Here is a 23,476-nt window from a genome sequence, read left to right as displayed (position 1 = left end):
TCGACTGACATGAATACCACGGAGTCCCCATGACCACATTGGCCAACAAAAAACTCGCCGTCCTCATCGACGCCGACAACGCCCCCGCCGACATCATCGACCGCCTGCTCGAAGAAGTTGCCAAATACGGCATCGCCAGCGTCAAGCGCATCTACGGCGACTGGAGCCACGGCCTTTCCAAATGGAAAGCCGCCCTCCTGCCCCACGCCATCATCCCCGTCCAACAATTCGCCTACACCAAAGGCAAAAACGCCACCGACATGGCGCTGGTCATCGACGCGATGGATTTGCTATACAGCGGCAACTTCGACGGCTTCTGCATCGTATCCAGCGATTCCGACTTCACCCGATTGGCAAGCCGCCTGCGCGAAAGCGGGCTGACCGTGTACGGTTTCGGCGAAAAGAAAACGCCCGAAGCCTTCCGCAAAGCCTGCGACAAATTCATCTACACCGAAATCTTCCGTCCCGAAAAACAACGCCAAGAAAAAGAGAAGAACAGCGGCAAAAACACCCCAGCCGCCGCCCCTGACGCGCTATCCCTGCTCAAACGCGCCGTGCGCGAAAACGCCGACGACCTCGGCTGGGCAAACCTCGGTCCCATCGGCAGCTACATCAGCAAAATCAATCCCGATTTCGACTCAAGGCTTTACGGTTACGGCAAACTCTCCGACCTCATCAAATCCTTCGACATCTTCGAACACCGCACCGACAACAACCAACTCCAAGTCCGCCGCCGCAAATCCGCCGACAAGCCGACAGAGAGGTCGTCTGAAAACCCGGTGGCAACCCATCATGCAGAAGAAACCGTTTCAGACGACCCCAACGCCGCTCAAAAACGCAAAACGCGCGGCAAAAAAACCAACCCAACCAAAAACGAAAACACCGCGCCAAGCCCAACGACAGACACCGCGCAACCGACACCTGTCAAACCCGAACCTGCCGCCAAAAGCAGCAAACTGCCCGTTACCCGCGTGATCCCCGCCGTACAGCAGGCAGTCGATACCCACGCCGACGAACAAGGCTGGGCGCGTTTGAGCGACGTATCGAAGCAACTCGCCGCACAAGGCACCGACCCGCAGCAATACGGCTTTGAAACCATAAACCACCTCATCCACGCCATCTACACCGACTGGCTGGAAATCAAAAAAGCCGGCCGCGGCGAACGCCTGCGCGTCAACAAACGCTTTACCGCCAAAGGTTAAACCATCCGTTTGAAGGTGAAAGACAATCTGCCGCCTAATCTAAAAGGGTCGTCTGAATTTTTCAGACGACCTTTAATGCTAAAATGTCTTCTGTTTGCCACACACACTGTTTTTCATGAATATTCTCGAAGCCTTATTACTATTGTGCCTGCTGATCGTCATCAGCGCATTCGTTTCCTGTTCCGAACTCGCGCTTGCCTCGGCGCGCAAAATCAAATTGCAAGTGATGGCAAAAGACGGTGGCGACACGCGCGCGCTGGATGTGCTCAACATGCAGCAGCAGCCGGGCAGTTTCATCACCGTCGTCCAAATTGGTTTGAATGCCGTCGCCATTCTCGCCGGTATCGTCGGCGAAGCGGCGGTGCGCCCTTATTTCGGCGGTTTGTTGGCAAACGCGGGCAGTTGGGGCAGTACCGCCGCGTCGCTGCTGACGTTCGCGCTGGTCACGGGCAGCTTCATCCTGATTGCCGACCTGATGCCCAAACGCATAGCAATGACCCATCCCGAAGCGGTGGCGGTACGCATCGTGCGGCCAATGATGTTTTTGATTTTTATCCTAAAGCCTTTCGTTTGGACATTTGACGGACTGGCGAACGCGATATTCAAACTCTTCAAAATTTCCACCGTCCGCCAAGAGCAACTGACTTCGGAAGACATTTACGCCGTCGTCGATGCGGGCGCACAGGCGGGCGTATTGAAAGAGCAGGAACACTACCTGATTGAAAATATCTTCGACATGCAGGCGCGCACGGTGACTTCCACCATGAGCACGCGCGAATACATCGCCTATTTCGATAAAAATGACGGCAGCGATACCGTGTTGGAAATCATGTCGGAAAAACCGCACAACAAATTCTTGGTGTGTGATGGCGATTTGGAACGCGTCATCGGCTACATCGAATCACACACGCTGCTGACTTTGTTTTTAAAAGAAAAAGACGTCCGCCTGACTGACAAGCGCGTGTTGCGCAAAGCCTTGTTCATCCCAGACACGCTGTCGCTTTACGATGTATTGGAAACCTTTAAAACTTCCGGCGAAGACTTTGCCGTGGTGGTGAACGAATACGCGCTGGTGGTCGGCGTAGTAACGCTGAAAGACGTGATGAGCATCGTCATGGGCGAGCTGGTCAATACCGAAGAAGAGCCGCAAATCATCCGCCGCACCGAAGATACCTGGCTGGTGGACGGCGCGACCCCGCTCGCCGACGTGATGCGTGCGCTGGACATTGAGGAATTTCCCAATTCGGAAAACTACGAAACCATCGCCGGCTTTATGATGTATTCCCTGCGCAAAATCCCGAAACGCACCGATTTTTTGGTTTACGCAGGATACAAATTTGAAATCATCGACACCGAAAATCTGAAAATCGATCAGCTCTTGGTGTCCAAACAAAGCGATACAGTAGAAAAAATATAGTGGATTAACTTTAAACCAGCACGGCGTTGCCTCGCCTTAGCTCAAAGAGAACGATTCTCTAAGGTGCTGAAGCACCAAGTGAATCGGTTCCGTACTATCTGTACTGTCTGCGGCTTCGTCGCCTTGTCCTGATTTTTGTTAATCCACTATATGTAACCACAGCCAAAAGGCAAAAGGTCGTCTGAAACCTGAACCGCCCCCAAAGTTGGACAACCCATCCAACCACAAGGGGCGGTTCGTCGTTCAGACGACCTTGGATTCGGATTTCAAGTGCAACACCAGGGTACCAGTGGTTGGAACAGATTTAAGAATAAAACACTTGGCGTTTCGTAGCCAAGTGTTTTTCTCGGCCGGTGGTTCAACTCATCTTGAACCCTGCGTATCTCCCGATCGCTGATGTTTCGGAAATCGGTTTGTTTGGGGAAATATTGTCGGATGAGTCCGTTGGTGTTCTCATTCAGCCCTTTCTCCCAAGAATGGTAAGGGCGGCAAAAATAGGTTTTCGCCTTCAATGCTTTGGCTATTTTGGTGTGTTGGTAGAACTCTTTGCCGTTATCCATGGTAATGGTGTGGACTCTGGCTTTATATGCCTTTAATACCCTAATGGCCGCCCGGGCGGTGTCTTCGGCTTTTAAGTTCTTTAATTTGCAGATGATGGTGTAGCGGGTAGTGCGTTCGACCAAGGTCAATAACGCGCTTTTCTGATTTTTGCCGACGATGGTGTCGGCCTCCCAATCGCCGATGCGGGTTTTCCAGTTGACGATAGCAGGTCAGTTTTCTATGCCGACGCGGTCGGGCACTTTGCCTCTGGTCCATGTGCTGCCGTAGCGTTTGCGGTAGGGTTTGCTGCATATTCTGAGGTGTTGCCACAAAGTGCCGCCGTTGCTTTTGTCTTGGCGGAGGTAGCGGTAAACGGTGCTGTGATGGAGTGTGATCCCGTGGTGTTTATGCAGGTAGGCACATACTTGTTCGGGACTGAGTTTGCGGCGGATAAGGGTGTCGATGTGCTGAATCAGACGACCTTTTGTTTGTTTAAACGGTTTGAACAACGCTTCAGGCGGCTTGTTCGTGCAGCGTGTGAAGGCAGCTTTGCGCGGGGTTTTCTTGAAACCACTTCAATTCGTCGCGCAAGGAAACGACTTCGCCGATAACAATCAACGCGGGGCGTGGGGCGTTTTCTGCCAGCTCGGGCAGGTTTTTCAGACAACCTGTCACGACGCTTTGGTGCGGAAGCGTGCCGTTGGAGACGATGGCGACAGGTGTGTCGCCGCTGCGTCCGTGCGCCATCAGTTTTTCGGCGGTTTCGGCGGCTTTGAGCGTGCCCATATAGACGACCAGTGTTTGGTTGCTCAGGGCGAGCGTGCGCCAGTCGGGTTGGTGGCCGTCGTGTTTGCTGTGTCCGGTCACGAAGAGCGCGCTTTGGGCGCAGTCGCGGTGCGTCAGGGGGATGCCTGCGTAGGCGGTCGCGCCCAGTGCGGCGGTGATGCCGGGGATGATGCGGTAGGGGATGTTTGCCTGCCGCAAAACTTGGGCTTCTTCGCCGCCGCGCCCGAAAACGAAGGGGTCGCCGCCTTTGAGCCGGACGACGCGCAAACCTTGGCGGGCGTATTCGACCAGGAGGCGGTTGGTTTCTTCTTGTTGGACGTGGTGCGAGCCTGCGCGTTTGCCGACGCTGATTTTGTCCGCGTCTTTGCGCACCATGCTTAAGACGTCGTCTGAAACCAAGGCATCGTGGAACACGACATCCGCCGCCTGTATCGCCTGCAAAGCGTGCAAGGTGAGCAGCCCTGCGTCGCCGGGGCCTGCGCCGACAAGGACGACTTCGCCTTTTGCCGCGCCGAAGCCGTCAAGCTGCGCGGCAAGCTCTGCTTCGGCGGCATCAAGGTTGCCTTGGGCGGCGAGCGCGTTAAAACGGCTGTCGAACAGGTTTTCCCAAAAACGGCGGCGGTTTGCCGTGCCTTTGATTTTGGCTTTGACCGCGTTGCGCCATTTGCCTGCGAGCGCCGCCATTTGACCGGTGTGCAGCGGGATGAGCGTTTCGATGATTTGCCGCCACTTGCGCGCCAAAACGGGGGCGGTCGCGCCGCTGGAGACAGCGATTTTGAGCGGGCTGCGGTCAATGACGGCGGGGACGGTGAAGGAACACAAATCCGCGGTATCGACGGTGTTGCACAGCTTCGCCCGCTGCTCCGCCGCTTGGAAGATGCGGCGGTTGAAAGCGTAATCGTCGGTGGCGGCGACGGCGAAAAACACGCCGTCTAAGTCGTCCTCGTGAAATTCGCTGCCCAGCCATTCGATTTTGCCTTCGTCCGCCCATTTTTGGAAAACGGGATTGAGTTCGCGGGCGACAACCCTGACCGCAGCCCCTGCCTGCAACAGGCTTTCGGCTTTGCGTTCCGCCACTTTGCCCGCACCCGCCAGCAGGACGGGGCGGCCGTTCAAATCGGCAAACAGGGGATAATGGTTCATGGCGTGTTCTCTTATTAAGCTATCGTGCCGCCCATCTTAAAATCCCGCAGGCTTCGGCGGAAAGAATGGTTTTTGCTTATCTTATCGAGTTTGGTTATATGGTGGATTAAATTTAAATCAGAACAAGGCGAAGAAGCCGCAGACAGTGCAGATAGTACGGCAAGGCGAGGCAACGCCGTACTGGTTTAAAGTTAATCCACTATATGTGCCGTTTCCGTTGCCGCGCGGCAAAGGGGTCGTCTGAAAACGCCAATCCCTTTTCAGACGACCCCGCCAATATAACGAAATCATCTTTGCTTCAAACAAACCATTCTTTCCGTTTTTCAGACGACCTCTTTAGAGTACCGCCTATCCGAGTTTTGCTAAAGAGAACAATATGTCCATTCAAAACCACCACCTAGACTGGCTCGAAGCCGAATCCATCTACATCATCCGCGAAGTCGTCGCCGAAGCGAAAAATCCCGCGCTGCTGTTTTCCGGCGGCAAGGATTCCGTCGTTTTGCTGGCGCTGGCGGTCAAAGCGTTCAAACTCGAAGGCCGCCCGCTCAAGCTGCCGTTCAAGCTGCTGCATGTCGATACGGGGCACAATTATCCCGAAGTGATTCAGTTCCGCGATGAAACCGTCGCGCGCACGGGCGTGCAACTGGTGGTCGGCAGCGTTGAAGACTCCATCAAAAAAGGCACGGTTGTCCTGCGCCGCGAAACCGATTCGCGCAACGCCGCGCAGGCGGTTACATTGGTGGAAACCATTGAAGAACAAGGCTTTGACGCGCTGATGGGCGGCGCGCGGCGTGATGAGGAAAAAGCGCGGGCGAAAGAGCGGATTTTCTCGTTCCGCGACGAATTCGGACAATGGGACCCGAAAAGCCAGCGTCCCGAACTCTGGTCGCTCTACAATACGCGGCTCTTTAGCGGCGAAAACATGCGCGTGTTCCCCATCTCGAACTGGACGGAACTCGACATCTGGCAATACATCGCCCGCGAAAAACTCGCGCTGCCGCCGATTTATTACAGCCACAAACGCGAAGTCGTCGAACGCGGCGGGCTGCTCGTCCCCGTTACCCCGCTGACGCCGAAACGCGAAGGCGAAGTTTCCCAAATCCGCGACGTGCGTTTCCGTACCGTCGGCGACATTTCCTGCACCTGCCCCGTCGCCAGCACCGCCGCCACGCCCGAAGACATCATCGCCGAAACCGCGGCAGCCACCATTTCCGAACGCAGCGCCACGCGTATGGACGACCGCGTGTCCGAAGCGGCGATGGAAGAGCGCAAAAAGGCGGGGTATTTTTGAGCGGAGCTGCTGGCAAAATCGGTTTGAGTTGAAACCCAAGCCGATGACTTTGTTCCGGAAACATTGTGATGAAGAGCGAAAAAAGTCGTCTGAAAAACCAAATTTAGGTTTTCAGACGACCTTTTCGTTTACGGCTTTAACGTTTATTCGATGACAACGCGCGCGTTAAGTGGCTGGACGGGGCGGTTGTTGTGCGAGCCGATGGCGCGGGTGAATTTTTCTGCCTGCGCCTGATCAATGTAGTCGTAGGTTTTCAACAGCAGCCACGATACGCCTTCGCTGCACGGCGGCGTGGTCAGTGAGCCGGCAAAGCGGTAGTATTTCAGCCGTTTCGGCAGCAGGGTGCCGGCGTCGAAAGCTTTGTCGAGGTTTACCTTTCCTTCCTTCATCGGCATCACGTTCCATATAGGCGCGAGGCGGTCGTTGGTTTTGCCAGGTTCGTACAATACTGCCAATACCAAAGGCTGGCGGTTTTCGTCCAAGTGGACGAAGTGGGCTTCCATCGGGAAGGTGCGGCCTTTGATTTGGTTTTCACTGGGTACATGGAAATGGAATTGTTTCAGGGTGTAGGTGCGGCCGTTCACGCTGAGGGTATTGCCACCTTCCTGGTAGTTGACTTGAATGGTGTGGCCGTTGTTTTCCACGTTAACCGCGCTCGGCTTGTAATTGACTTTGATGGCGGGCAGTCTGCCGGAGACGGTTTCGGTGATGTTGACGGGGGATTGGTTTTTGCCTGTGGAGCATAAACGGAACTCTTCAGAAAGCTCGCCCCAGCTTTCGGGAGAGTCGTGTCCGGTGTAACCCCAATGGGTGTGGTTTCCGTGTGCGGCGGCGGAGAATGCTGCGAAGGTGGACAGCAGGAAAACAGTCAGACGAGGCAACGTACGGGTCAAGCAGGGCATTGCAATATCCTTTCTGTAAGGAGGAGGGGAAAAAGCATTGCGGTGCGTGTATAGAATATTGTTATTTTTTATTGAACCATAGCTATATTAAATCATCAGGTCAAGTCTTCTTTTGCTAATTAATTTAAGGCTATGAAGTTAAAGCGAATTCATTTTTTAAAAAACGATATTGTCGTTTTAGGAATGGATAATAATTCGAAATGGAAAACTTCCGTTTTTTACACCTTAAAAATTTAAGGAATGCCGCCTCATGAAAAAGGTCGTCTGAAAACCTGAATTTGGTTTTTCAGACGACCTTTCTGTTATGCCTGCCGAGGGTTATTTGTGCAACCCGCATTCTTTGCTGTCTTTGCTTTCCCACCACCAGCGTCCGGCGCGGATGTCTTCGTCTGCTTTGACGGGGCGGGTGCAGGGTTCGCAGCCTATGCTCGGGTAGCCTTGGAAATACAGGGCATTGAGCGGGACGTCGTAGGCTTGCGCGTATGCCCAGACGTCGTTTTCTTCCCAGTCGAAAATGGGGTTGAACTTGACGATGTTGCGGCTCTGGTCGGTTTCTTCAAAATCCAATTCGCTGCGGGTTGCCGATTGGCTGCGGCGTTGTCCGGTCAGCCAGGCGGGGGCGTTTTTCAGGGCGCGGTTGAGCGGCTCGATTTTGCGGATGTGGCAGCAACGGCGGCGCAGCTCGACGCTGTCGTACATGGCGGTTGCGCCGAATTCCTGCTCAAACTGCCGCGCGCTTTCGGGATCGGGGTGGAAAACTTCCAGCTCGATTTGATAACGGACGTTGACGGCGGTAATCAGGGCGGCGGTTTCGGGATTGAGCTTGCCGGTGTCGAGGGTGATGATGCGCAGGGGGAGTTTCAGGCGGCAGATGGCGTCGGTAATGATCATGTCTTCGACGGCAAGGCTGGAGGCGAAGACGGCTTGCGGATAGCGGCGGGCGATGTGTTTGAGGCGGGTTTCGAGCGTGGCGGTCAACTCGGGCAGCCGGCGCCGTTCGGCTTCGCCTGTCGTCGGGATGCACCAAAGCTGGGGGCGGAAGAGGGACATGGTTGGCTTGTTCCTTGGTTTTTGTTTTCAGACGACCCCTCTTGCGGCAAAAGGGGTCGTCTGAAAGTTTGTACGGAACATTATTGTCGGGCGGTCTCGCGCGAAGGGGAAAGAATGCTTTTCTATTTCTTTATAACCAAAGCGATTGCTGCTGGTCTTTCGGCACGAGGTGGTTCACGCCTATGCCGATGAGACGGAAGGCGTCTTCGCGCTGGGGCGGCACGCGCTGCATCAGGGTCTGCGCGGCGCAAAGCAGGGCGTCGGTGTCGGGCAGGACGGAAGAGTAGGTCAGGGAGCGGGTGATGATGCGGAAATCATGGGTTTTCAGCTTGAGGGTTACGCCTTTAGCTTCGACATTTTTGCGTGCGATTTGCCGCCACAAGTCTTCAGCAAGATGGGGCAGATGTCCGGCTGCCTGTTCGAGCGACAGGTCTTCGGGCAGGGTGATTTCGGTGGAGATTTGGAGGCGTTCGCGTTCGGCTTTGACGGGGCGTTCGTCCGTACCGCGCGCCAAATCATAGAGGCGGTAGCCGTAGCGTCCGAAATGGTTTAACAGTTCGCCGCGCTCGAAACGGCGCAAATCGCCCGCCGTCTGCATGCCCAGCGACTGCATTTTTTTCAGCGTTACCTTGCCCACGCCGGGGATTTTGCCCAAAGGCAGGGTTTCCAAAAAAGCCATGACTTTGTGCGGCGGCAGGACGAATTGTCCGTTCGGCTTGCGCCAGTCCGACGCGATTTTTGCTAGAAATTTGTTCGGCGCGATGCCTGCGGAAGCGGTCAGACCGGTTTCTGCAAAAATGGTGGCGCGGATTTCTTTGGCAACTTCGCTGGCGTAAGGGATGTTTTTGAAATTATGGGTCACGTCAAGATAGGCCTCGTCCAGCGACAGGGGTTCGATTAAATCAGTATAGCGCCTGAATACGGCATGAATCTGCGCGGAAACCTGACGGTACAAATCGAAATGCGGCGGCACATAAACCGCTTGCGGACACAGCCTTTTCGCCGTTGCCACCGACATCGCGGAATGCAGTCCGAACTGCCGCGCCTCATACGATGCGGCGCAAATCACCGAACGCGCACCCTCCCACGCCACGACCACGGGCAGCCCTTTCAAATGCGGCTGCTCGCGCAGTTCTACCGATGCGTAGAACGCGTCCATGTCGATATGGATGATTTTGTGCTGGGACATTGCAGAAAGACGGAAAGGAAAAGAGACAGGTATTTTAGCGGAAAACGATAGGCAAAGGTCGTCTGAAACCGGTTTCAGACGACCTTTGCCGGTTTATTTGATTTGATAGTCTAAAACGAAACGCGCCGCATCATCTTGAGCCAGAATTTCCGTCAGGGTGGGCAGCGTATCCGCCAATTTTTTTGCCAGCAGATAGGGCGGATTGATGACGAGCATCCCGCTGCCGTGCATACCGAAGCCGTCTTCGCGAGGTTTGTGGACATAAAGTTCGGCTTGAAGGTAATTTTCGGGCATGAGTTTTTTCAACTGCTCCGGCAGCTTGCGGCTTTCTTCGCGGTTCAAGCAGGGATACCAAACCAGATAACAGCCCGACTCGAAACGTTTGAGCGCGTCTTGCAGGGTTTGGACAACGCGGCGGTAATCTTGTTTCTCCTCATAGGGCGGGTCGATCAGTACCACGGCGCGGCGCGGCGGCGGGGGAAGCAGCGAAATCAGTCCGCGATAGCCGTCAGTCTGCGTGATTTGTCCGCGTTTGCCCAGACGGGCTTCTTTCATGTTGTTTTGCAAATGCGCAAAATCGGCAGGATGAAGTTCGAACAGGCGAAGTTTGTCGCAGTCGCGGGTGAGAAAGCGGGCAAGCCAGGGCGAGCCGCAGTAGAGGTTTTCATCGGGCAGGATTTCTTTCAGACGACCGGTAAAGTCGGACAAATCCGAAGGCAGCGCATCTGCTTGAAGCAGCCGTGCAATCCCCTGCCGGTATTCTCCGACCTTCTGCGCCTGCTCTCCGCGCAAATCATACAAACCCGCGCCGCTGTGGGTGTCGATATACCAATACGGTTTGTCTTTGAGGTTGAAATATTCCAGCGTAAGGAAGAGGGTGAAATGTTTGAGCATATCGGCGTGGTTGCCGGCATGGAAGGCGTGGCGGTAGCTGAGCATGGCAGGGGTCGTCTGAAAACAGGGAAGGGCGATTATATCCGCAAATGGAGCGGGACTGTTGCCGGGCTTTCAGACGACCTTGGGATTGCGCTGGAAGTAAACCGTCCTGACAGGCTGCCGTCGCGGAAATTTTTGTTTTGTCCGATATAATACAGGTCGTCTGAAAACCGGATGTCCGTTTTCAGACGACCTTTTTTCAATACGGGAAACGAAGATGGCTGAGAATACCGCCGATGATTTGAACCTTGCCGCCGCACAAGCGGCCGGGCATTTGCTGGAGCGTTGCGTACCGGAGCATGCTGCGGTGCTGGCGCCGTATGTGTTGCGGCTGTTTGCTGCTTTGCAGAACGGGCATTCGTTTGTTTGGCTGGATGAGGGCGAGGCGGAGGAATTGGCGGGATTGGCGCCGACGGTCGGGCAGAGCGCGTCGCCGTTGGTGTTGCAGGGCAAAAAGCTGTTTTTGGGGCGGATGTGGCAACTCGAGCATGATTTGACGGCTGAAATCAAGCGTTTGGCAGAAGCGGAAGTCGAGCCTGTGGATTGGATGAGCGCGTCGCAAAACTTGTCCGGCTGGTTTGCCGACAAAGGCAGCGCAGGGCAGCGGGATGCGGCGGGGCTTGCCCTGCTTCAAGCGTTTATGCTGATTACGGGCGGGCCGGGTACGGGCAAGACGACGACTGTGGCGAAACTTTTGGGGCTGATTTGCACCAACTCTGCCACGCGCCTGCCGCGTATCGCGCTGGCCGCGCCGACGGGCAAGGCGGCGGCGCATATGGCGCGCGCGCTGCATCGGGCGGTGGACGGTTTCGAGATGCCGGATGTGGTGCGCAATCATTTGTCCGCGCTGGAAGGACAGACGGTTCACCGCCTTTTGAAACTGCGCCCGCCGCAAATGCTGCCTGCGTTTGACGGCAACCATCCGCTGCCTTTGGATGTGTTGGTAGTGGATGAGGCTTCGATGTTGGATGTTTCCCTGCTGCTTCACTTGCTACGTGCGATTCCGTCGGGCTGCCGCGTGATTTTTTTGGGCGACGAGTTCCAACTGCCTTCGGTCGGCGTCGGCGCGGTATTGGCGGCGTTGTCGAGACGGACGGTTTTGGATAAGGGGACGGCGGAGCAACTGAGTATTTATCTGCCTGAACACGGTTTCCCCGTGGAGGAAAATCCGCCGGCTTTGTCGCAAAACGTTGCGCAACTGACAGTCAGCCACCGTTTCGGCGCAAATAGCGGCATCGGTTGCTTGGCGAGGGCGGTCGTATCGGGCAAGAGCGGGGAAGGTTGGGCGCAGTTTGCCTTGTTCCCCAACGAGCTGGAAATCCGCGAAGGTCGTCTGAAACAGCAGGCGGAGCTGCTTTACCGAAAACACGAAAAATATTGGCAGGCAGTCGATAAAAACGATGTGGCACTGGCGTTCGGACACGCGGCGGACGTGGTCGTTTTGGCGGCATGGCGGCAGGACGCGGAGGCGTTCAACGAAGAGTATTGCCGTTATCTGCAACGCAAACATCGGGCGGGCGCGGATACGCCGTGGTTCGCGGGACAAATCATCATGATTGCGCGCAACGACTATACGCTGGAAGTGTTCAACGGCGACATCGGGCTGATTATGCCCGACGCGGAATCGGCGAACGGCTTGGCGGCGTATTTTCCGAATGCGGACGGTTTCAAAAAAATCGCCATCAGCCGCCTGCCGCAGTTTGATTCCGCGTTCGCCATGACTGTGCATAAAAGCCAGGGTTCGGAATATCGGGAAGTCTGGCTGCTGCCGCCGTCGGGGAAAATAGAGCAGGGCGGGGATGACGCGCTGTCGGGCTTAAACAATGCGCTGCTCTACACCGCCATCACCCGCGCACGGGAACGCTTCGTCTTTTGGGGAAATGAAGAGCAATGGCGGATGGCGGTGGAAACCCGCAAAACCCGCCGCACGGCATTGGGCGACATCTTGGACGCGATGTTCGTACCGAAAGCTTGAATCAAACCCTAAAGGCTAAAGGTCGTCTGAAAACGAAACGGATGCTGCCGGGAGTTTTCAGACGACCTTTCTCTATTGATGTGCGTCAAAATCAGTTTGGAAATAAGCATAATACTCTAAATCTTCTTGACGGTTTGTGCCGTCTTTCATAGGATTACAGCCGTTCGATTACAAAAATTAGTAAATTTCTAACAAATATTGATTAGGAATTTTTGTTAAAAATACCTTTTACCCTTCAATCGGAGATTGGCATGAACATCCAAAAAAACTTTGCCGTTGTATGCGCTGCCTTGGCGGCATTACCCACCGCATTTGCAGAAACCGCTAGCGTAGAGCGCGATGCCGCCGCATTGGCAACGACGAGCGATTACGTCAATTCGGGCAGCGTCATCCGCAAAGACGAAGACAAAATCAGCATTTTCAACGATTTGCTGACCGTAAACGGAACATTCCGCGTCCGTGCCGACACCAAAGACATCAATGCCAACAACAGCAGCACCAATCCCACGCCCGACGCCTCCAATACCAATTTCAACGCCGAATTTTGGTTGCGCGCCAAACTTTATAAAGACTGGAAACTGGTGACCCAAATCGAACCCAACATCGACTTGAAAACCGGCAAATTCAACGGCGACCACGATGTTCCCGTGAACAAACTGTATGCCGAAGGCTCGATTACCGAAGGCGTCAAAGCCCGCGTCGGTAAATTCGGCGCATTCTCCTCCTACGGACGCGTCTGGGATACCGAAGTAACCGGCGGCGAAATCTTCTTTGACAACAAAACCCTGCCCACCAAAATTTACGCTGGCCGCCGTACCGGCAGCCTCAACGACAACGTATGGGGCATAGGCGGCCGCCGCAAACACTTCGCCGCCATTCAAAGCAGCCTGCCGATTAATGAAAACATCAACGTCGGCGCAACCGTCAGCTACATGAAAGACATAGACGTGCGTGGCGCGAAGAAAAACGCCGTCTTCGGCGAAATCGGCGCAGATGTCAAATTCAACGACGATTGGCGTTGGATGGCGGCGGTCAGCAAGTCCAACATCAAAGCCTATAACGACGCAGGACAAAAAATCAAAAACGACGGCGTGTTCACCGAAGTCCGCTACAAACTCGCCGACTGGAAAGTCCGCAATTCCTACGACGTCTTCCTGAATTACCGCCGCGTCGGTGCGCTTTCGGGAGTATCTTCCGTACAAGACTACAGTAAAAACGTACAAGGCGTACAAGTCGGCGCGACCTACGTTCCTTGGAAAAACTGGAAAGTGTCAGGCTTTTACTTGGCAGGCAAACAAGTTACCCCGACTGCCGGTTCAAGCAGACAAGACGTCAACGTCTTGCGCGGTCAGGTGGAATACAAATTCTAAGCCGTTTGGATAAAGGTTTTGTAGAAACGAAAAAACAGGCAGGGAAAACCTGCCTGTTTTAGTTCGGATAAGATTTCAGACGACCTGTACCTGTTTCCTGATAAAGGTCGTCTGAAAAGTACGATTCCACCAAGACAAACTCCGAATCCTACCAGCTGTCGCGCTTCATGCGGTCGAGTTGGCGGCGGTCGCGTTTGGTCGGTCTGCCGTCGGGATACGCCGCGCTGATGCGGCTTGCTTGGTCGAGTTGTTTCTGCGCTTCGCGTTCGGCGGCGGTTTTCATGTCTTCTTCGTAAAGCTGACGCGCTTCGGGGGCGGGGCGGCGCTGGTGGTTGAGTGCCAATACTTTGATTTTGTAAGGCAGTGAATTGAGCGTCAGGTCGATGATGTCGCCCGCGCTGATATTTTTGCTGTTTTTGACTTTGGCGCCGTTGACCTGAACCCTGCCCAATTCGATATGTTTTTGAGCCAGCGCGCGGGTTTTGAAAAAGCGTGCAGCCCAAAGCCATTTGTCGAGCCGCATCGCCGTATTGTCGTGTTCGTTTTTCATAGCCTGTTTGAAATGATTGAACTGAATGGAAGTTTATCATAAGATACGGCACTTCATTTGTTTAGTGCAGATATACTATATCATCCGCAAAAGGTCGTCTGAAAAGGCATCCGCCCGATTATCTGCCGTTTTGCACGGCATATCCTCAATGAGAAATGCTGCCAAATATGCCTGATTGGCGTATGATAGCGGCAGCGTCCCTACCGAGAGCTTCACCCTATGAAACCAGTTTTTTTGGATTTTGAACAACCCATCGCCGAATTAACCAATAAAATCGAAGAGCTGCGCTTTGTGCAGGGCGAATCCGCCGTCGATATTTCCGATGAAATCGCCAGATTGCAGAAGAAAAGCAACGACTTGACCAAATCGATTTTCAACAAGCTGACGCCCGCTCAGATTTCGCAGGTTTCACGCCATCCCCAACGTCCTTACACCTTAGATTATATTCAAGCCATTTTCACCGATTTTGAAGAGTTGCACGGCGACCGCCATTATTCAGACGACCATGCCATCGTCGGCGGTTTGGCGCGCTTCAATGGACAAAGCGTGATGGTTATCGGCCATCAAAAAGGCCGTGACACCAAAGAAAAAATCCGCCGCAATTTCGGTATGCCGCGCCCTGAAGGCTATCGTAAAGCGTTGCGCCTGATGCAGACCGCCGAGAAATTCAATATTCCCGTGATGACTTTTGTCGATACGCCGGGCGCGTATCCGGGCATCGGCGCGGAAGAGCGCGGTCAGTCCGAAGCCATCGGACGCAACCTCTACGAATTGACCCGCCTGCGTGTGCCGGTTTTATGTACCATTATCGGCGAGGGTGGTTCCGGTGGCGCGCTGGCGATCGCGGTCGGCGATTACGTCAATATGCTGCAATATTCGACTTACTCGGTTATCTCTCCGGAAGGTTGTGCGTCCATTCTGTGGAAAACCGCCGAAAAAGCGGCAGATGCCGCGCAAGCCTTGGGCATTACCGCCAAACGCCTGCAAGAACTGGATTTGATCGATACCGTGATCAACGAGCCTTTGGGTGGGGCGCACCGCGATTTTGAAACGATCATGAAAAACGTCAAAACGGTTTTGGAAGCCGAGTTGCGCGAAGCGCAAAATATGCCGATGGCGGACTTGCTGGCGCGCCGTTTCGACCGGATTATGGCTTACGGTAAGTTTACGGATAAGTAAACAATTGATGTGTAGAAAAGCAGGCAGAAGCTCCCCCCTGCCTGCTTTTTCATTTCTAAGAACTTGCCTTGCCGACAGCATAGATTACGCCATATGAACCCGACGTCGCCTGAAAACCTTCCGCCTCAATGCCGCAGTTTGTTGGAAACCCTGCGTCTTTCGGCGCGTTCGCTTCCTGATGGTTGTACGGTAACGGTCGGATTGAGCGGCGGTTTGGATTCGGTGGTGTTGCTGCATATGCTCGCGTGTTTGCGGGAAGAGCTTGGTTTGAATGTACACGCTTTGCACGTTCATCACGGATTGAGCCGCAATGCGGATGACTGGCTGGTGTTTTGCACACGCTTATGCCAAGAATGGAATGTGCCGTTCAGAAGCGTAAAAGTTGAAGTCAAAAAAGACGGGTTGGGAATCGAAGCCGCCGCACGGAAAGCACGTTATCAGGCGTTTTCAGACGACCCCTCCGGCATCATCGCGTTGGCGCACCATAAGGATGACCAAATTGAAACGTTTATGCTCGCGGCAGTTCGCGGCGGCGGTATCAAAGCACTTGCCACCATGCCGCCATGGCGCAAGCTGGATGAGGGAACGCAAATTTGGAGGCCGCTGCTGACGTTTTCCCGAAAAGAACTGGAAAGCTACGCCGTTGCCTGCAATCTGCCGAACATCGAAGACGAAAGTAACGCCGATACAGCTTTTTTAAGGAATTGGATGCGTTACGAGGCGTTGCCGGTTTGGCGGGAGCGCATTCCGAATTTTGACCGTCATGTTTGTGCCAACATTCGTTCTTTGCAAACCGATTTGGCGATTTTAGACGAAGTTGTCGAAGCGGATTATCAGACGGTTTGTCAAAGCGGACGCTTCCAAGTCAGCCGCTGGCAGACATTCAGCGAAGCGCGCCGCAGCCGGATTCTTTGGCGGTTTTTTAAAGAGAATGGGATTGTGGAAAGTTCTCCGAGAAAACTGGCGGATTTCGCGCGGATACTGTTGGAAGCAGAAACTGCACAATGGCAGTTCGGCGAAACATCGGTATGTTTATACCGGGATTTTTTATTCATATTGAAACAAAACCAGTTTGCGGACGCGGATTGGATAAAGGGAAAAGAAGTCAGAGGTCGTCTGAAAGATATTCTCCAAGAAAACGGCTTTTTTCTGGTGCCGCACCGCAACGGATTGCCGGAATCGGTCTTGGAAGAAGAAGGAATCATTCGGACGGCGGGCAGTGATGATATGATGAATGTAGGTTTTTTGTATAAAAACGTTAAGAAAGTGTTGCAGGAAAACCATATTGTACCGTTCGTTAGAAAATGCTGGCCGATTATCACAAATACTGACGGAAACTGCATTGCTATTGTTAACCTTACGGTAAGCCACGATTTTCAAGGGATTGACGGTTTTTTACCGGTTTATGGAAAATTTTTGAGATATAAATGGAACTAAATGCGGCAATAGCTGTCTTTAACTGGCACAGCACGCTTTACTACTTTATAGCTTATAATGCAGTTATTATAAAAAGGTAAAATATGAATGATCGCCAGATTGATCAGGTCTTGGTAGAGCGCGCGCAGAAAGGCGAACAAAAAGCATTCGAGATGCTGATGTCCAAATATCAGCGTCGGCTCATCAGATTGATTTCCCGTTTTGTCAAAGACGAACACGAAGTCAACGATGTGGCGCAAGAGGCAATGATCAGGGCTTACCGTGCCTTGCCGAATTTTCGTAGCGAGAGCGCGTTTTATACCTGGCTGTACCGGATTGCTATCAATACTGCCAAAAATTTCTTAGTAACATCAGGAAAGCAGCCGTTCGTCAGTGCAGAGGCTGCCAATGAAGATGGGGATATTCTGGATTTGTCGGATCAGATTGCGGATTACCATACGCCGGAAGCTGAGATGATCAATCGGGAAATCCTGCAAACAGTCGAATCAACAATTTCGCATTTGCCCGAGGACTTACGCAAAGCCATTACCTTGCGGGAAATGGACGGTTTGTCTTACGAGGAAATCGCCACGATTATGGATTGCCCGATAGGGACGGTTAGATCCCGTATTTTCAGGGCACGGGAAGTGATAGCAAAAGATTTGAGGCCGTTGCTGGAAACTTCTGAAAATCAAAGGTGGTAATAAAAATGGTAATAACTATGAACACAACACACGAATATATCTCCATGTTGATGGATAACGACGATGTATCTGAAGAGATGCTTGATCGTCTGTTGTCCGACGATGCCGCTGCCGAAGCGTGGTACGAGTACCATCTGATTGGCGATTGCATGCGCTATAAAGCAGGTACGGGGCGTGATGCGGATTTCATGCAAAGCGCAGCATTTACTGCTACGCTTGCTGAAATCAGCGAAGAACATAAGCAACGTCATAAGGCTGAAGTTGCCGCAGCGATGTCTGCTAAGGGTGTTCAAGCTGCAAACAATTCCTTCTTTAAATCTTTCGCCGTTGCTGCCAGCGTTGCTGCAGTTGCTGTGTCTGTATGGCAATTCGCCCCTCAAGTGCAGGGTGGGTTGGCAGATATAGTTGCGGAAAAAGTTGCTGATACCAAAAACCAGCAGGAACATATCGTGCCCGTAGCTGCTAATCCGGCAGTAAAAAATGCTTCAGATGCCGTGGTAGTACCTGAATCCGCAAAGAATGACAAAGGTGTTAGTCAGATTACGGTTCGAACCGAAACGCAGGTTCAACAGGATTCCGTCGTTCATTAAGCTGCATAGAGATAAAGATTTCCATCAAGTAGAGAAATCCCTTCCCGAGCTATTCGGGCAGGGATTTTATTTTTGACCGGATGCATCTTGAGGTCGTCTGAAAAAGCGGGTTGAAAAAAGTCGGACGGTATTGCGCTGTATCCTTTTTATTTGAATCCGCTATATAATGCGGCACATGAAATTGATTACCTCCGCGCAAAACGAGCAGCTCAAGCATTTGTCCAAGCTGCTGACACAATCTAAAGCACGCCGTGAATACGGGCAAACCGTGTTGGAAGGCGTGCATCTTTTGCAGGTCTATTTAGAGGCGGGATATACGCCCAAACAAGTGTATTTGCCCAAAAGTAAAAACACGCATCCTGAAATCCGAAATTTAATCAGCAGCTTGGACGAAGATTGTATTACTTGGGTCGGAAACGAAGCCTTGTCTAAAATCACCAGTCTGAACGATGCCGATGATGTAATGACTTGGATAGAGATTCCGCCGCAAGAGGATTTGCCTTTAAGCGGCGACTGCGTGGTGTTGGACAGGCTGCAAGACCCGGGCAATGTCGGTACGGTTTTACGCAGCGCGGCAGCTTCGGGCATTAGGCAGATTGTGTTGGGTAATGACTGCGTCGATATTTGGTCGCCCAAGGTATTGCGCGCGGGTATGGGGGCGCATTTTCTGCTGGATATATACAGCCGCGTTTTTCTACCGCAATGGCTGGATGCTTATCAGGACAAAATATGGGCAACCGCTTTGGACGGGTGCAACCCTTCCGACTTGTACCAACTGGATTTAAACGCCCCTTGCGCTTGGGTTTTCGGCAATGAAGGCAGCGGCGTGAGTCGGGAAATTTTAGAAAAAGTCGACGGTTGCATCAGAATCCCGATGCTGGGACAGACCGAGTCGTTAAACGTCGCCATGGCGGCAACGGTATGTCTTTTCGAGCAAATGCGCCAACGCATTGCGTAAGCACTTTCAGACGACCGGTCCGTTTGGTAAAAACCTGATTAAGGTCGTCTGAAAACCTTATCTTCTGCAAGCTCAAAACACCAAACCGGCGGTTAATCTGTTTAACCGCCGGTTTGGTGTTTCAAAGCCATCAGAATTTGTCATCAGGCCAGCGCGTACTTTGCAAAATACCGGCATCGACGTCCTGAATATTGCGGTGGCCTGTAAACGCCATGGATATGTCCATTTCCTTATACAGGATTTCCAGTGCGCGGGTAACGCCTTCTTCGCCGTATGCGCCCAAGCCGTAGAGGAACGCGCGGCCTATCATCGTGCCTTTTGCGCCCAAAGCCCATGCTTTGAGGATATCCTGACCGCTGCGGATGCCGCTGTCCATCCAAACTTCGATGTCGCTGCCGACTGCGCTGACGATGTCGGGCAAGGCTTTGATGGAGGATACGGTATCGTCAAGCTGGCGGCCGCCGTGGTTGGAAACGACCAATGCGTCCGCGCCGCTTTTCGCTGCTTTTTCCGCATCTTCAGGTTCCATAATGCCTTTGATAATCAGCTTACCGCCCCATAAGTCTTTAATGCGGGCGACGTCGTCCCAGCTCAGGCGCGGGTCGAATTGTTCGGAAGTCCATGAAGACAGCGAAGACAAATCGCCGACGTTTTTGGCGTGTCCGACGATATTGCGGAACGTGCGGCGTTCCGTGTTCAGCATTTTCATGCACCATTCGGGCTTGGTTGCCAGATTGATTAAATTGGCGATGGTCGGTTTCGGCGGCGCGGACAGACCGTTTTTGATATCTTTGTGGCGTTGACCCAAAACCTGCAAATCGGCGGTCAAAACCAATGCCGAACACTTGGCATCTTTCGCGCGCTTAATCAGGTTTTCCATAAACTCGCGGTCGCGCATCACATAAAGCTGAAACCAAAACGGCGCGCTGGTGTTTTCGGCAACGTCTTCAATCGAGCAGATGGACATGGTGGAGAGCGTAAACGGAATGCCGAACTTCTCCGCCGCCCGCGCCGCCAAGATTTCACCGTCGGCGTGTGCCATACCGGTAAAGCCCGTCGGTGCAATCGCCACCGGCATTTTCACGTCCTGACCGATCATTTTGGTTTCCAAGCTTCTGCCTTCCATATTGACCAACACTTTTTGGCGGAAGCGGATGTCTTTGAAATCCGAAGTGTTTTCGCGGTAGGTGGTTTCCGTCCAAGAACCTGAATCGATGTAATCGTAAAACATGCGCGGCATCTTGCGCTTGGCGACAAGGCGCAGGTCTTCGATACAGGTCATTTTGCTCAAATCGCGTTTCATTGTTGATTGCCTCTGTTAAGGGGTTGCTTATGGCTTGGGTCGTCTGAAACGGGCAGGGCGGTTTCAGACGACCTTTTGCAATACCATAATGATTTAGTATGAATTAGATAATCTATATCAATCGCAATTATAAAGCAAATGGTTTTAACCCCGCCAAACGCAGGGTAATAGCACTTTTCAGACGACCTCGGATTCAAGTTTCAGATAAAAAAGAGAAATCTTCAGGCAGATAAAAATCCATTCGCCCAGCCATTTAAACAAACAATCGGAAGACGCCCGAATATACTTGACTGAATCACTCAGATATTAGACAATCGCACCACTATAAAAAAGCCGACACAGGCACCTACCATGAGACTGACCACAAAAGGGCGTTTTGCCGTTACCGCCATGATCGATTTGGCGATGAACGCGCAAACCGGCGCTGTCAAACTCAGCGCCATCAGCGAACGCCAAAGCATTTCGCTTTCCTATCTCGAACAACTATTCAGCAAATTGCGGCGCGCCGGGCTGGTTGAAAGCCTTCGCGGCCCCGGCGGCGGCTACATCCTCGCCGCCCCTCCCGCACAAATCAATATCGCCCAAATCATTTCCGCTGCCGAAGACAAGCTGGACGCCACCCAATGCAGCAGCAAAGCCAACTGCCACCACGGCGCGCCTTGTTTGACGCACGACCTTTGGGAAAACCTGAATAAAACCATCAACGATTACCTCAGCAGCGTTACCCTGCAAAGCATCATCGAACAGAAAAACAGCGATGACGGCAGCCACGTCATCCAATTTACACATATCCATTAAGTACATTACAGAAAAAGAAAGAGCAAACCATGACCGTCAAAACCCCCGTTTATCTCGACTACGCCGCCACCACCCCCGTTGACAAACGCGTTGCCGAAAAAATGATTCCCTATCTGACCGAAACCTTCGGCAACCCCGCCTCCAACAGCCACGCATTCGGCTGGGAAGCAGAAGAGGCCGTCGAAAAAGCCCGCGCCGACATCGCCGCCCTGATCAACGCCGACCCCAAAGAAATCATCTTCACCAGCGGCGCGACCGAGTCTGACAACCTCGCCATCAAAGGCGCGGCAAACTTCTACAAAACCAAAGGCAAACACCTCATCACCGTCAAAACCGAACACAAAGCCGTGCTCGACACCATGCGCGAACTCGAACGCCAAGGTTTTGAAGTAACTTACCTCGGCGTACAAGAAAACGGTTTGATCGATTTGGAAGAACTCAAAACCGCCATCCGCGACGACACCATCCTGATTTCCGTGATGTGGGTGAACAACGAAATCGGCGTAGTGCAAGACATTCCCGCCATCGGCGAAATCTGCCGCGAACGCAAAATCATCTTCCACGTCGATGCCGCCCAAGCCTGCGGCAAAGTGCCTGTTGACGTTGAAGCCGCCAAAATCGACCTGCTGTCCATGTCCGGTCATAAAGTATACGGCCCCAAAGGCATCGGCGCACTGTACGTCCGCCGCAAACCCCGCGTCCGCCTCGAAGCCCAAATGCACGGCGGCGGCCACGAACGCGGCTTCCGCAGCGGCACCCTGCCTACCCACCAAATCGTCGGCATGGGCGAAGCCTTCCGCATCGCCAAAGAAGAACTCGAGCAAGACATGGCGCACTACCGCAAACTGCGCGACATCTTCCTCAAAGGCATCGAAGGCATCGAAGAAGTCTATATCAACGGCGACCTCGAACACCGCGCCCCGAACAACCTGAACGTCAGCTTCAACTTCGTCGAAGGTGAAAGCCTGATTATGGCGGTGAAAGAACTCGCTGTATCCAGCGGCTCCGCCTGCACCTCCGCCTCGCTCGAACCCAGCTACGTCCTGCGCGCGCTCGGCCGCAACGACGAACTGGCGCACTCATCCCTGCGCATCACCTTCGGCCGCATGACCACCGAAGAAGAAGTGAAATTCGCCGCCGAACTGATCAAATCCAAAATCGGTAAATTGCGCGAACTGTCTCCGCTGTGGGAAATGTTCAAAGACGGGATTGATTTGAACTCAATTGAATGGGCGGCGCATTAAGAGCAGCTTGCACTCAAAAAACCATCACGAAAGGAATAAATTATGCTGGGTTGGTGGATAAGTGTTTTCAGCGATGCAGACAGGCAAGAGCCACATCTCATCGCCTCGTGGGAGTGCGGCGTTTCCGGTGCGGACTGGCTGGATGAACTTTGCAAAGAAGGGCGAGCCACGCAGACCGAGAACAAAGGCGGCTATCCAGATGTTTACCAAACGCAGACGCGGCACGTCGCCCCGTGGCTGCTAGGCGGTAAAATCTCGCCGCAGGGCAATGCGCCGCATGGAAACTTCACGCCTGTTTTTATGGAAGACGACAAGGGCGAAACCGTGCTGATGAAGTCGTACGGCTATCGTCCTTTGAAACTGCATCGTCCTGAATTGCTGCGTACATTGCCGCCCAAAGCGGTTTTGACGATACAGGTATTTGATTTGAGCTAAAGCATCCGTTTTCAGCAACCTACCTATAAATAAAAAAGGTCGTCTGAAAATCCCCAAAGACCTTTTCAGACGACCTAAAAGCCACCACATTAAAATCAAGGATACAACCCATGAACGAACAAGAACTCGACCTCGATAATCTCGACAACCTGCTTGAAGATTTTGACGGCGTTACCGTGGAAGGCGGTGTCGATTCGGAAAACGACGACGGCTGCGAAGGCGGCGCGTGCAAAATCTAAGGCGGCAGGGGTCGTCTGAAATATTGTTCGGAAGCAAAATAAGGAATCCCATGTCCCTACAAATTCAGGAACAGCATCATTTGCCGCAAACGACGCATTCCATTATTGGTTCGTGGCGGATGGAGCAGTTGAACATCAGTCTAGAGACCATACATGATATGCAGCGTTTGGTGGAAGGCAAAATCAGTTTGGATGAGGCTTTGGACGGCATCAAACAAAGAATGGCGGAAAAATGAGCAAATACGGCGGAGAAGACACT

Annotated in this window: 24 protein-coding genes and 1 pseudogene; 16 read left to right on the top strand and 9 right to left on the bottom strand. The window is 53.1% G+C overall.

What is annotated here, in order from left to right:
• The first annotated feature begins 29 nt into the window (after nt 1-29).
• Both NM96_05750 and NM96_05745 read left to right on the top strand, forming a co-directional pair.
• Complete coding sequence (locus NM96_05750) at nt 30-1,202, top strand: hypothetical protein (protein AVR78906.1); 1,173 nt, start codon at nt 30-32, stop codon at nt 1,200-1,202.
• A gap of 115 nt (nt 1,203-1,317) precedes the next feature.
• Nucleotides 1,318-2,619 (top strand): HlyC/CorC family transporter, encoded by a 1,302-nt coding sequence (locus NM96_05745; GenBank protein ID AVR78905.1) that lies wholly within the window; start codon nt 1,318-1,320, stop codon nt 2,617-2,619.
• A gap of 266 nt (nt 2,620-2,885) precedes the next feature.
• On the opposite strand, the pseudogene NM96_05740 reads toward NM96_05745, so the two are convergent.
• Together NM96_05740 and cobA are read right to left on the bottom strand one after the other, a co-directional pair.
• Nucleotides 2,886-3,638 (bottom strand): annotated as a pseudogene (locus NM96_05740) (IS30 family transposase).
• Between the two features lie 34 nt (nt 3,639-3,672).
• On the bottom strand, nt 3,673-5,088 hold the full coding sequence (cobA, locus tag NM96_05735) for a uroporphyrinogen-III C-methyltransferase (GenBank protein ID AVR78904.1): 1,416 nt from the start codon (nt 5,086-5,088) through the stop codon (nt 3,673-3,675).
• A gap of 203 nt (nt 5,089-5,291) precedes the next feature.
• Between cobA and NM96_05730 the strand changes: the two genes are divergently transcribed.
• Together NM96_05730 and NM96_05725 are read left to right on the top strand one after the other, a co-directional pair.
• Nucleotides 5,292-5,489, top strand: a complete 198-nt coding sequence (locus NM96_05730; protein ID AVR78903.1) for a hypothetical protein — start codon at nt 5,292-5,294, stop codon at nt 5,487-5,489.
• A complete protein-coding gene (locus NM96_05725) occupies nt 5,465-6,379 on the top strand; it encodes a sulfate adenylyltransferase subunit CysD (protein AVR78902.1) in 915 nt (304 codons plus the stop codon). Before NM96_05730 ends, NM96_05725 begins: the two co-directional genes overlap by 25 nt.
• 143 nt (nt 6,380-6,522) lie before the next feature.
• On the opposite strand, the gene NM96_05720 is transcribed toward NM96_05725, so the two are convergent.
• Nucleotides 6,523-7,281 carry a carbonate dehydratase gene (locus NM96_05720; GenBank protein AVR78901.1) on the bottom strand — a complete coding sequence of 253 codons (759 nt, stop codon included), beginning with the start codon at nt 7,279-7,281 and terminating at the stop codon, nt 6,523-6,525.
• Between NM96_05720 and NM96_05715 the strand changes: the two genes are divergently transcribed.
• Complete coding sequence (locus NM96_05715; protein AVR78900.1) at nt 7,281-7,400, top strand: tyrosine protein phosphatase; 120 nt, start codon at nt 7,281-7,283, stop codon at nt 7,398-7,400. The two genes, NM96_05720 and NM96_05715, sit on opposite strands and share 1 nt — an antisense overlap.
• 199 nt (nt 7,401-7,599) lie before the next feature.
• Here the strand turns inward: NM96_05715 and NM96_05710 are convergent, their stop codons facing one another.
• From NM96_05710 to NM96_05700, 3 genes are all read right to left on the bottom strand, one after another.
• A complete protein-coding gene (locus NM96_05710; GenBank protein ID AVR78899.1) occupies nt 7,600-8,331 on the bottom strand; it encodes a phosphoadenylyl-sulfate reductase in 732 nt (243 codons plus the stop codon).
• Nucleotides 8,332-8,461: 130 nt separating this feature from the next.
• The gene (locus NM96_05705; protein ID AVR78898.1) at nt 8,462-9,520 is read right to left on the bottom strand and encodes a DNA polymerase IV; all 1,059 of its coding nucleotides are present in this window, start codon (nt 9,518-9,520) and stop codon (nt 8,462-8,464) included.
• A gap of 93 nt (nt 9,521-9,613) precedes the next feature.
• Nucleotides 9,614-10,459 (bottom strand): 23S rRNA (adenine(2030)-N(6))-methyltransferase RlmJ, encoded by an 846-nt coding sequence (locus NM96_05700; GenBank protein AVR78897.1) that lies wholly within the window; start codon nt 10,457-10,459, stop codon nt 9,614-9,616.
• A gap of 214 nt (nt 10,460-10,673) precedes the next feature.
• Between NM96_05700 and recD the strand changes: the two genes are divergently transcribed.
• Nucleotides 10,674-12,431 (top strand): exodeoxyribonuclease V subunit alpha, encoded by a 1,758-nt coding sequence (gene recD, locus NM96_05695; GenBank protein AVR78896.1) that lies wholly within the window; start codon nt 10,674-10,676, stop codon nt 12,429-12,431.
• A gap of 251 nt (nt 12,432-12,682) precedes the next feature.
• On the top strand, nt 12,683-13,801 hold the full coding sequence (locus tag NM96_05690) for a hypothetical protein (protein ID AVR78895.1): 1,119 nt from the start codon (nt 12,683-12,685) through the stop codon (nt 13,799-13,801).
• 148 nt (nt 13,802-13,949) lie between these two features.
• Here the strand turns inward: NM96_05690 and NM96_05685 are convergent, their stop codons facing one another.
• Nucleotides 13,950-14,351 (bottom strand): RNA-binding S4 domain-containing protein, encoded by a 402-nt coding sequence (locus NM96_05685; protein AVR78894.1) that lies wholly within the window; start codon nt 14,349-14,351, stop codon nt 13,950-13,952.
• Between the two features lie 219 nt (nt 14,352-14,570).
• Here NM96_05685 and NM96_05680 point away from each other — a divergent pair, with 219 nt between their 5' ends.
• The 5 genes from NM96_05680 to NM96_05660 all read left to right on the top strand — a co-directional run bounded on the left by NM96_05680 (nt 14,571) and on the right by NM96_05660 (nt 19,198).
• On the top strand, nt 14,571-15,530 hold the full coding sequence (locus NM96_05680; protein ID AVR78893.1) for an acetyl-CoA carboxylase carboxyl transferase subunit alpha: 960 nt from the start codon (nt 14,571-14,573) through the stop codon (nt 15,528-15,530).
• Between the two features lie 93 nt (nt 15,531-15,623).
• Nucleotides 15,624-16,967 (top strand): tRNA lysidine(34) synthetase TilS, encoded by a 1,344-nt coding sequence (gene tilS / locus NM96_05675; protein ID AVR78892.1) that lies wholly within the window; start codon nt 15,624-15,626, stop codon nt 16,965-16,967.
• An 83-nt stretch (nt 16,968-17,050) separates the two neighbouring features.
• The gene (rpoE, locus tag NM96_05670) at nt 17,051-17,650 is read left to right on the top strand and encodes an RNA polymerase sigma factor RpoE (protein ID AVR78891.1); all 600 of its coding nucleotides are present in this window, start codon (nt 17,051-17,053) and stop codon (nt 17,648-17,650) included.
• A gap of 44 nt (nt 17,651-17,694) precedes the next feature.
• Nucleotides 17,695-18,240: an anti-sigma factor gene (locus NM96_05665; protein AVR80278.1), complete on the top strand. Its 546-nt coding sequence runs from the start codon at nt 17,695-17,697 to the stop codon at nt 18,238-18,240.
• A gap of 175 nt (nt 18,241-18,415) precedes the next feature.
• On the top strand, nt 18,416-19,198 hold the full coding sequence (locus NM96_05660) for an RNA methyltransferase (protein AVR78890.1): 783 nt from the start codon (nt 18,416-18,418) through the stop codon (nt 19,196-19,198).
• Between the two features lie 130 nt (nt 19,199-19,328).
• Here the strand turns inward: NM96_05660 and NM96_05655 are convergent, their stop codons facing one another.
• Together NM96_05655 and NM96_05650 are read right to left on the bottom strand one after the other, a co-directional pair.
• Nucleotides 19,329-20,501 carry an L-lactate dehydrogenase gene (locus NM96_05655; GenBank protein AVR78889.1) on the bottom strand — a complete coding sequence of 391 codons (1,173 nt, stop codon included), beginning with the start codon at nt 20,499-20,501 and terminating at the stop codon, nt 19,329-19,331.
• Nucleotides 20,498-20,698: a hypothetical protein gene (locus NM96_05650; protein ID AVR78888.1), complete on the bottom strand. Its 201-nt coding sequence runs from the start codon at nt 20,696-20,698 to the stop codon at nt 20,498-20,500. The genes NM96_05655 and NM96_05650 overlap by 4 nt, the downstream gene beginning before the upstream one ends.
• 154 nt (nt 20,699-20,852) lie before the next feature.
• Here NM96_05650 and iscR point away from each other — a divergent pair, with 154 nt between their 5' ends.
• The 4 genes from iscR (at nt 20,853) to NM96_05630 (ending at nt 23,453) form a co-directional block, all read left to right on the top strand.
• Nucleotides 20,853-21,299, top strand: coding sequence for a Fe-S cluster assembly transcriptional regulator IscR (gene iscR, locus NM96_05645; protein AVR78887.1), 447 nt, complete (start codon nt 20,853-20,855; stop codon nt 21,297-21,299).
• Nucleotides 21,300-21,328: 29 nt separating this feature from the next.
• A complete protein-coding gene (iscS, locus tag NM96_05640; protein ID AVR78886.1) occupies nt 21,329-22,543 on the top strand; it encodes an IscS subfamily cysteine desulfurase in 1,215 nt (404 codons plus the stop codon).
• 42 nt (nt 22,544-22,585) lie between these two features.
• On the top strand, nt 22,586-22,978 hold the full coding sequence (locus NM96_05635) for a hypothetical protein (protein ID AVR78885.1): 393 nt from the start codon (nt 22,586-22,588) through the stop codon (nt 22,976-22,978).
• Nucleotides 22,979-23,267: 289 nt separating this feature from the next.
• Entirely contained in the window at nt 23,268-23,453 is a 186-nt protein-coding gene (locus NM96_05630; protein ID AVR78884.1) for a hypothetical protein, read from the top strand.
• The last annotated feature ends 23 nt before the right edge of the window (nt 23,454-23,476 follow it).

The organism is Neisseria mucosa (genome assembly GCA_003028315.1).
Classification (GTDB): domain Bacteria; phylum Pseudomonadota; class Gammaproteobacteria; order Burkholderiales; family Neisseriaceae; genus Neisseria; species Neisseria mucosa.
The sequence above is the reverse complement of the archived record's forward strand: the minus strand, read 5'-3'. Positions and strand labels throughout refer to the sequence as shown.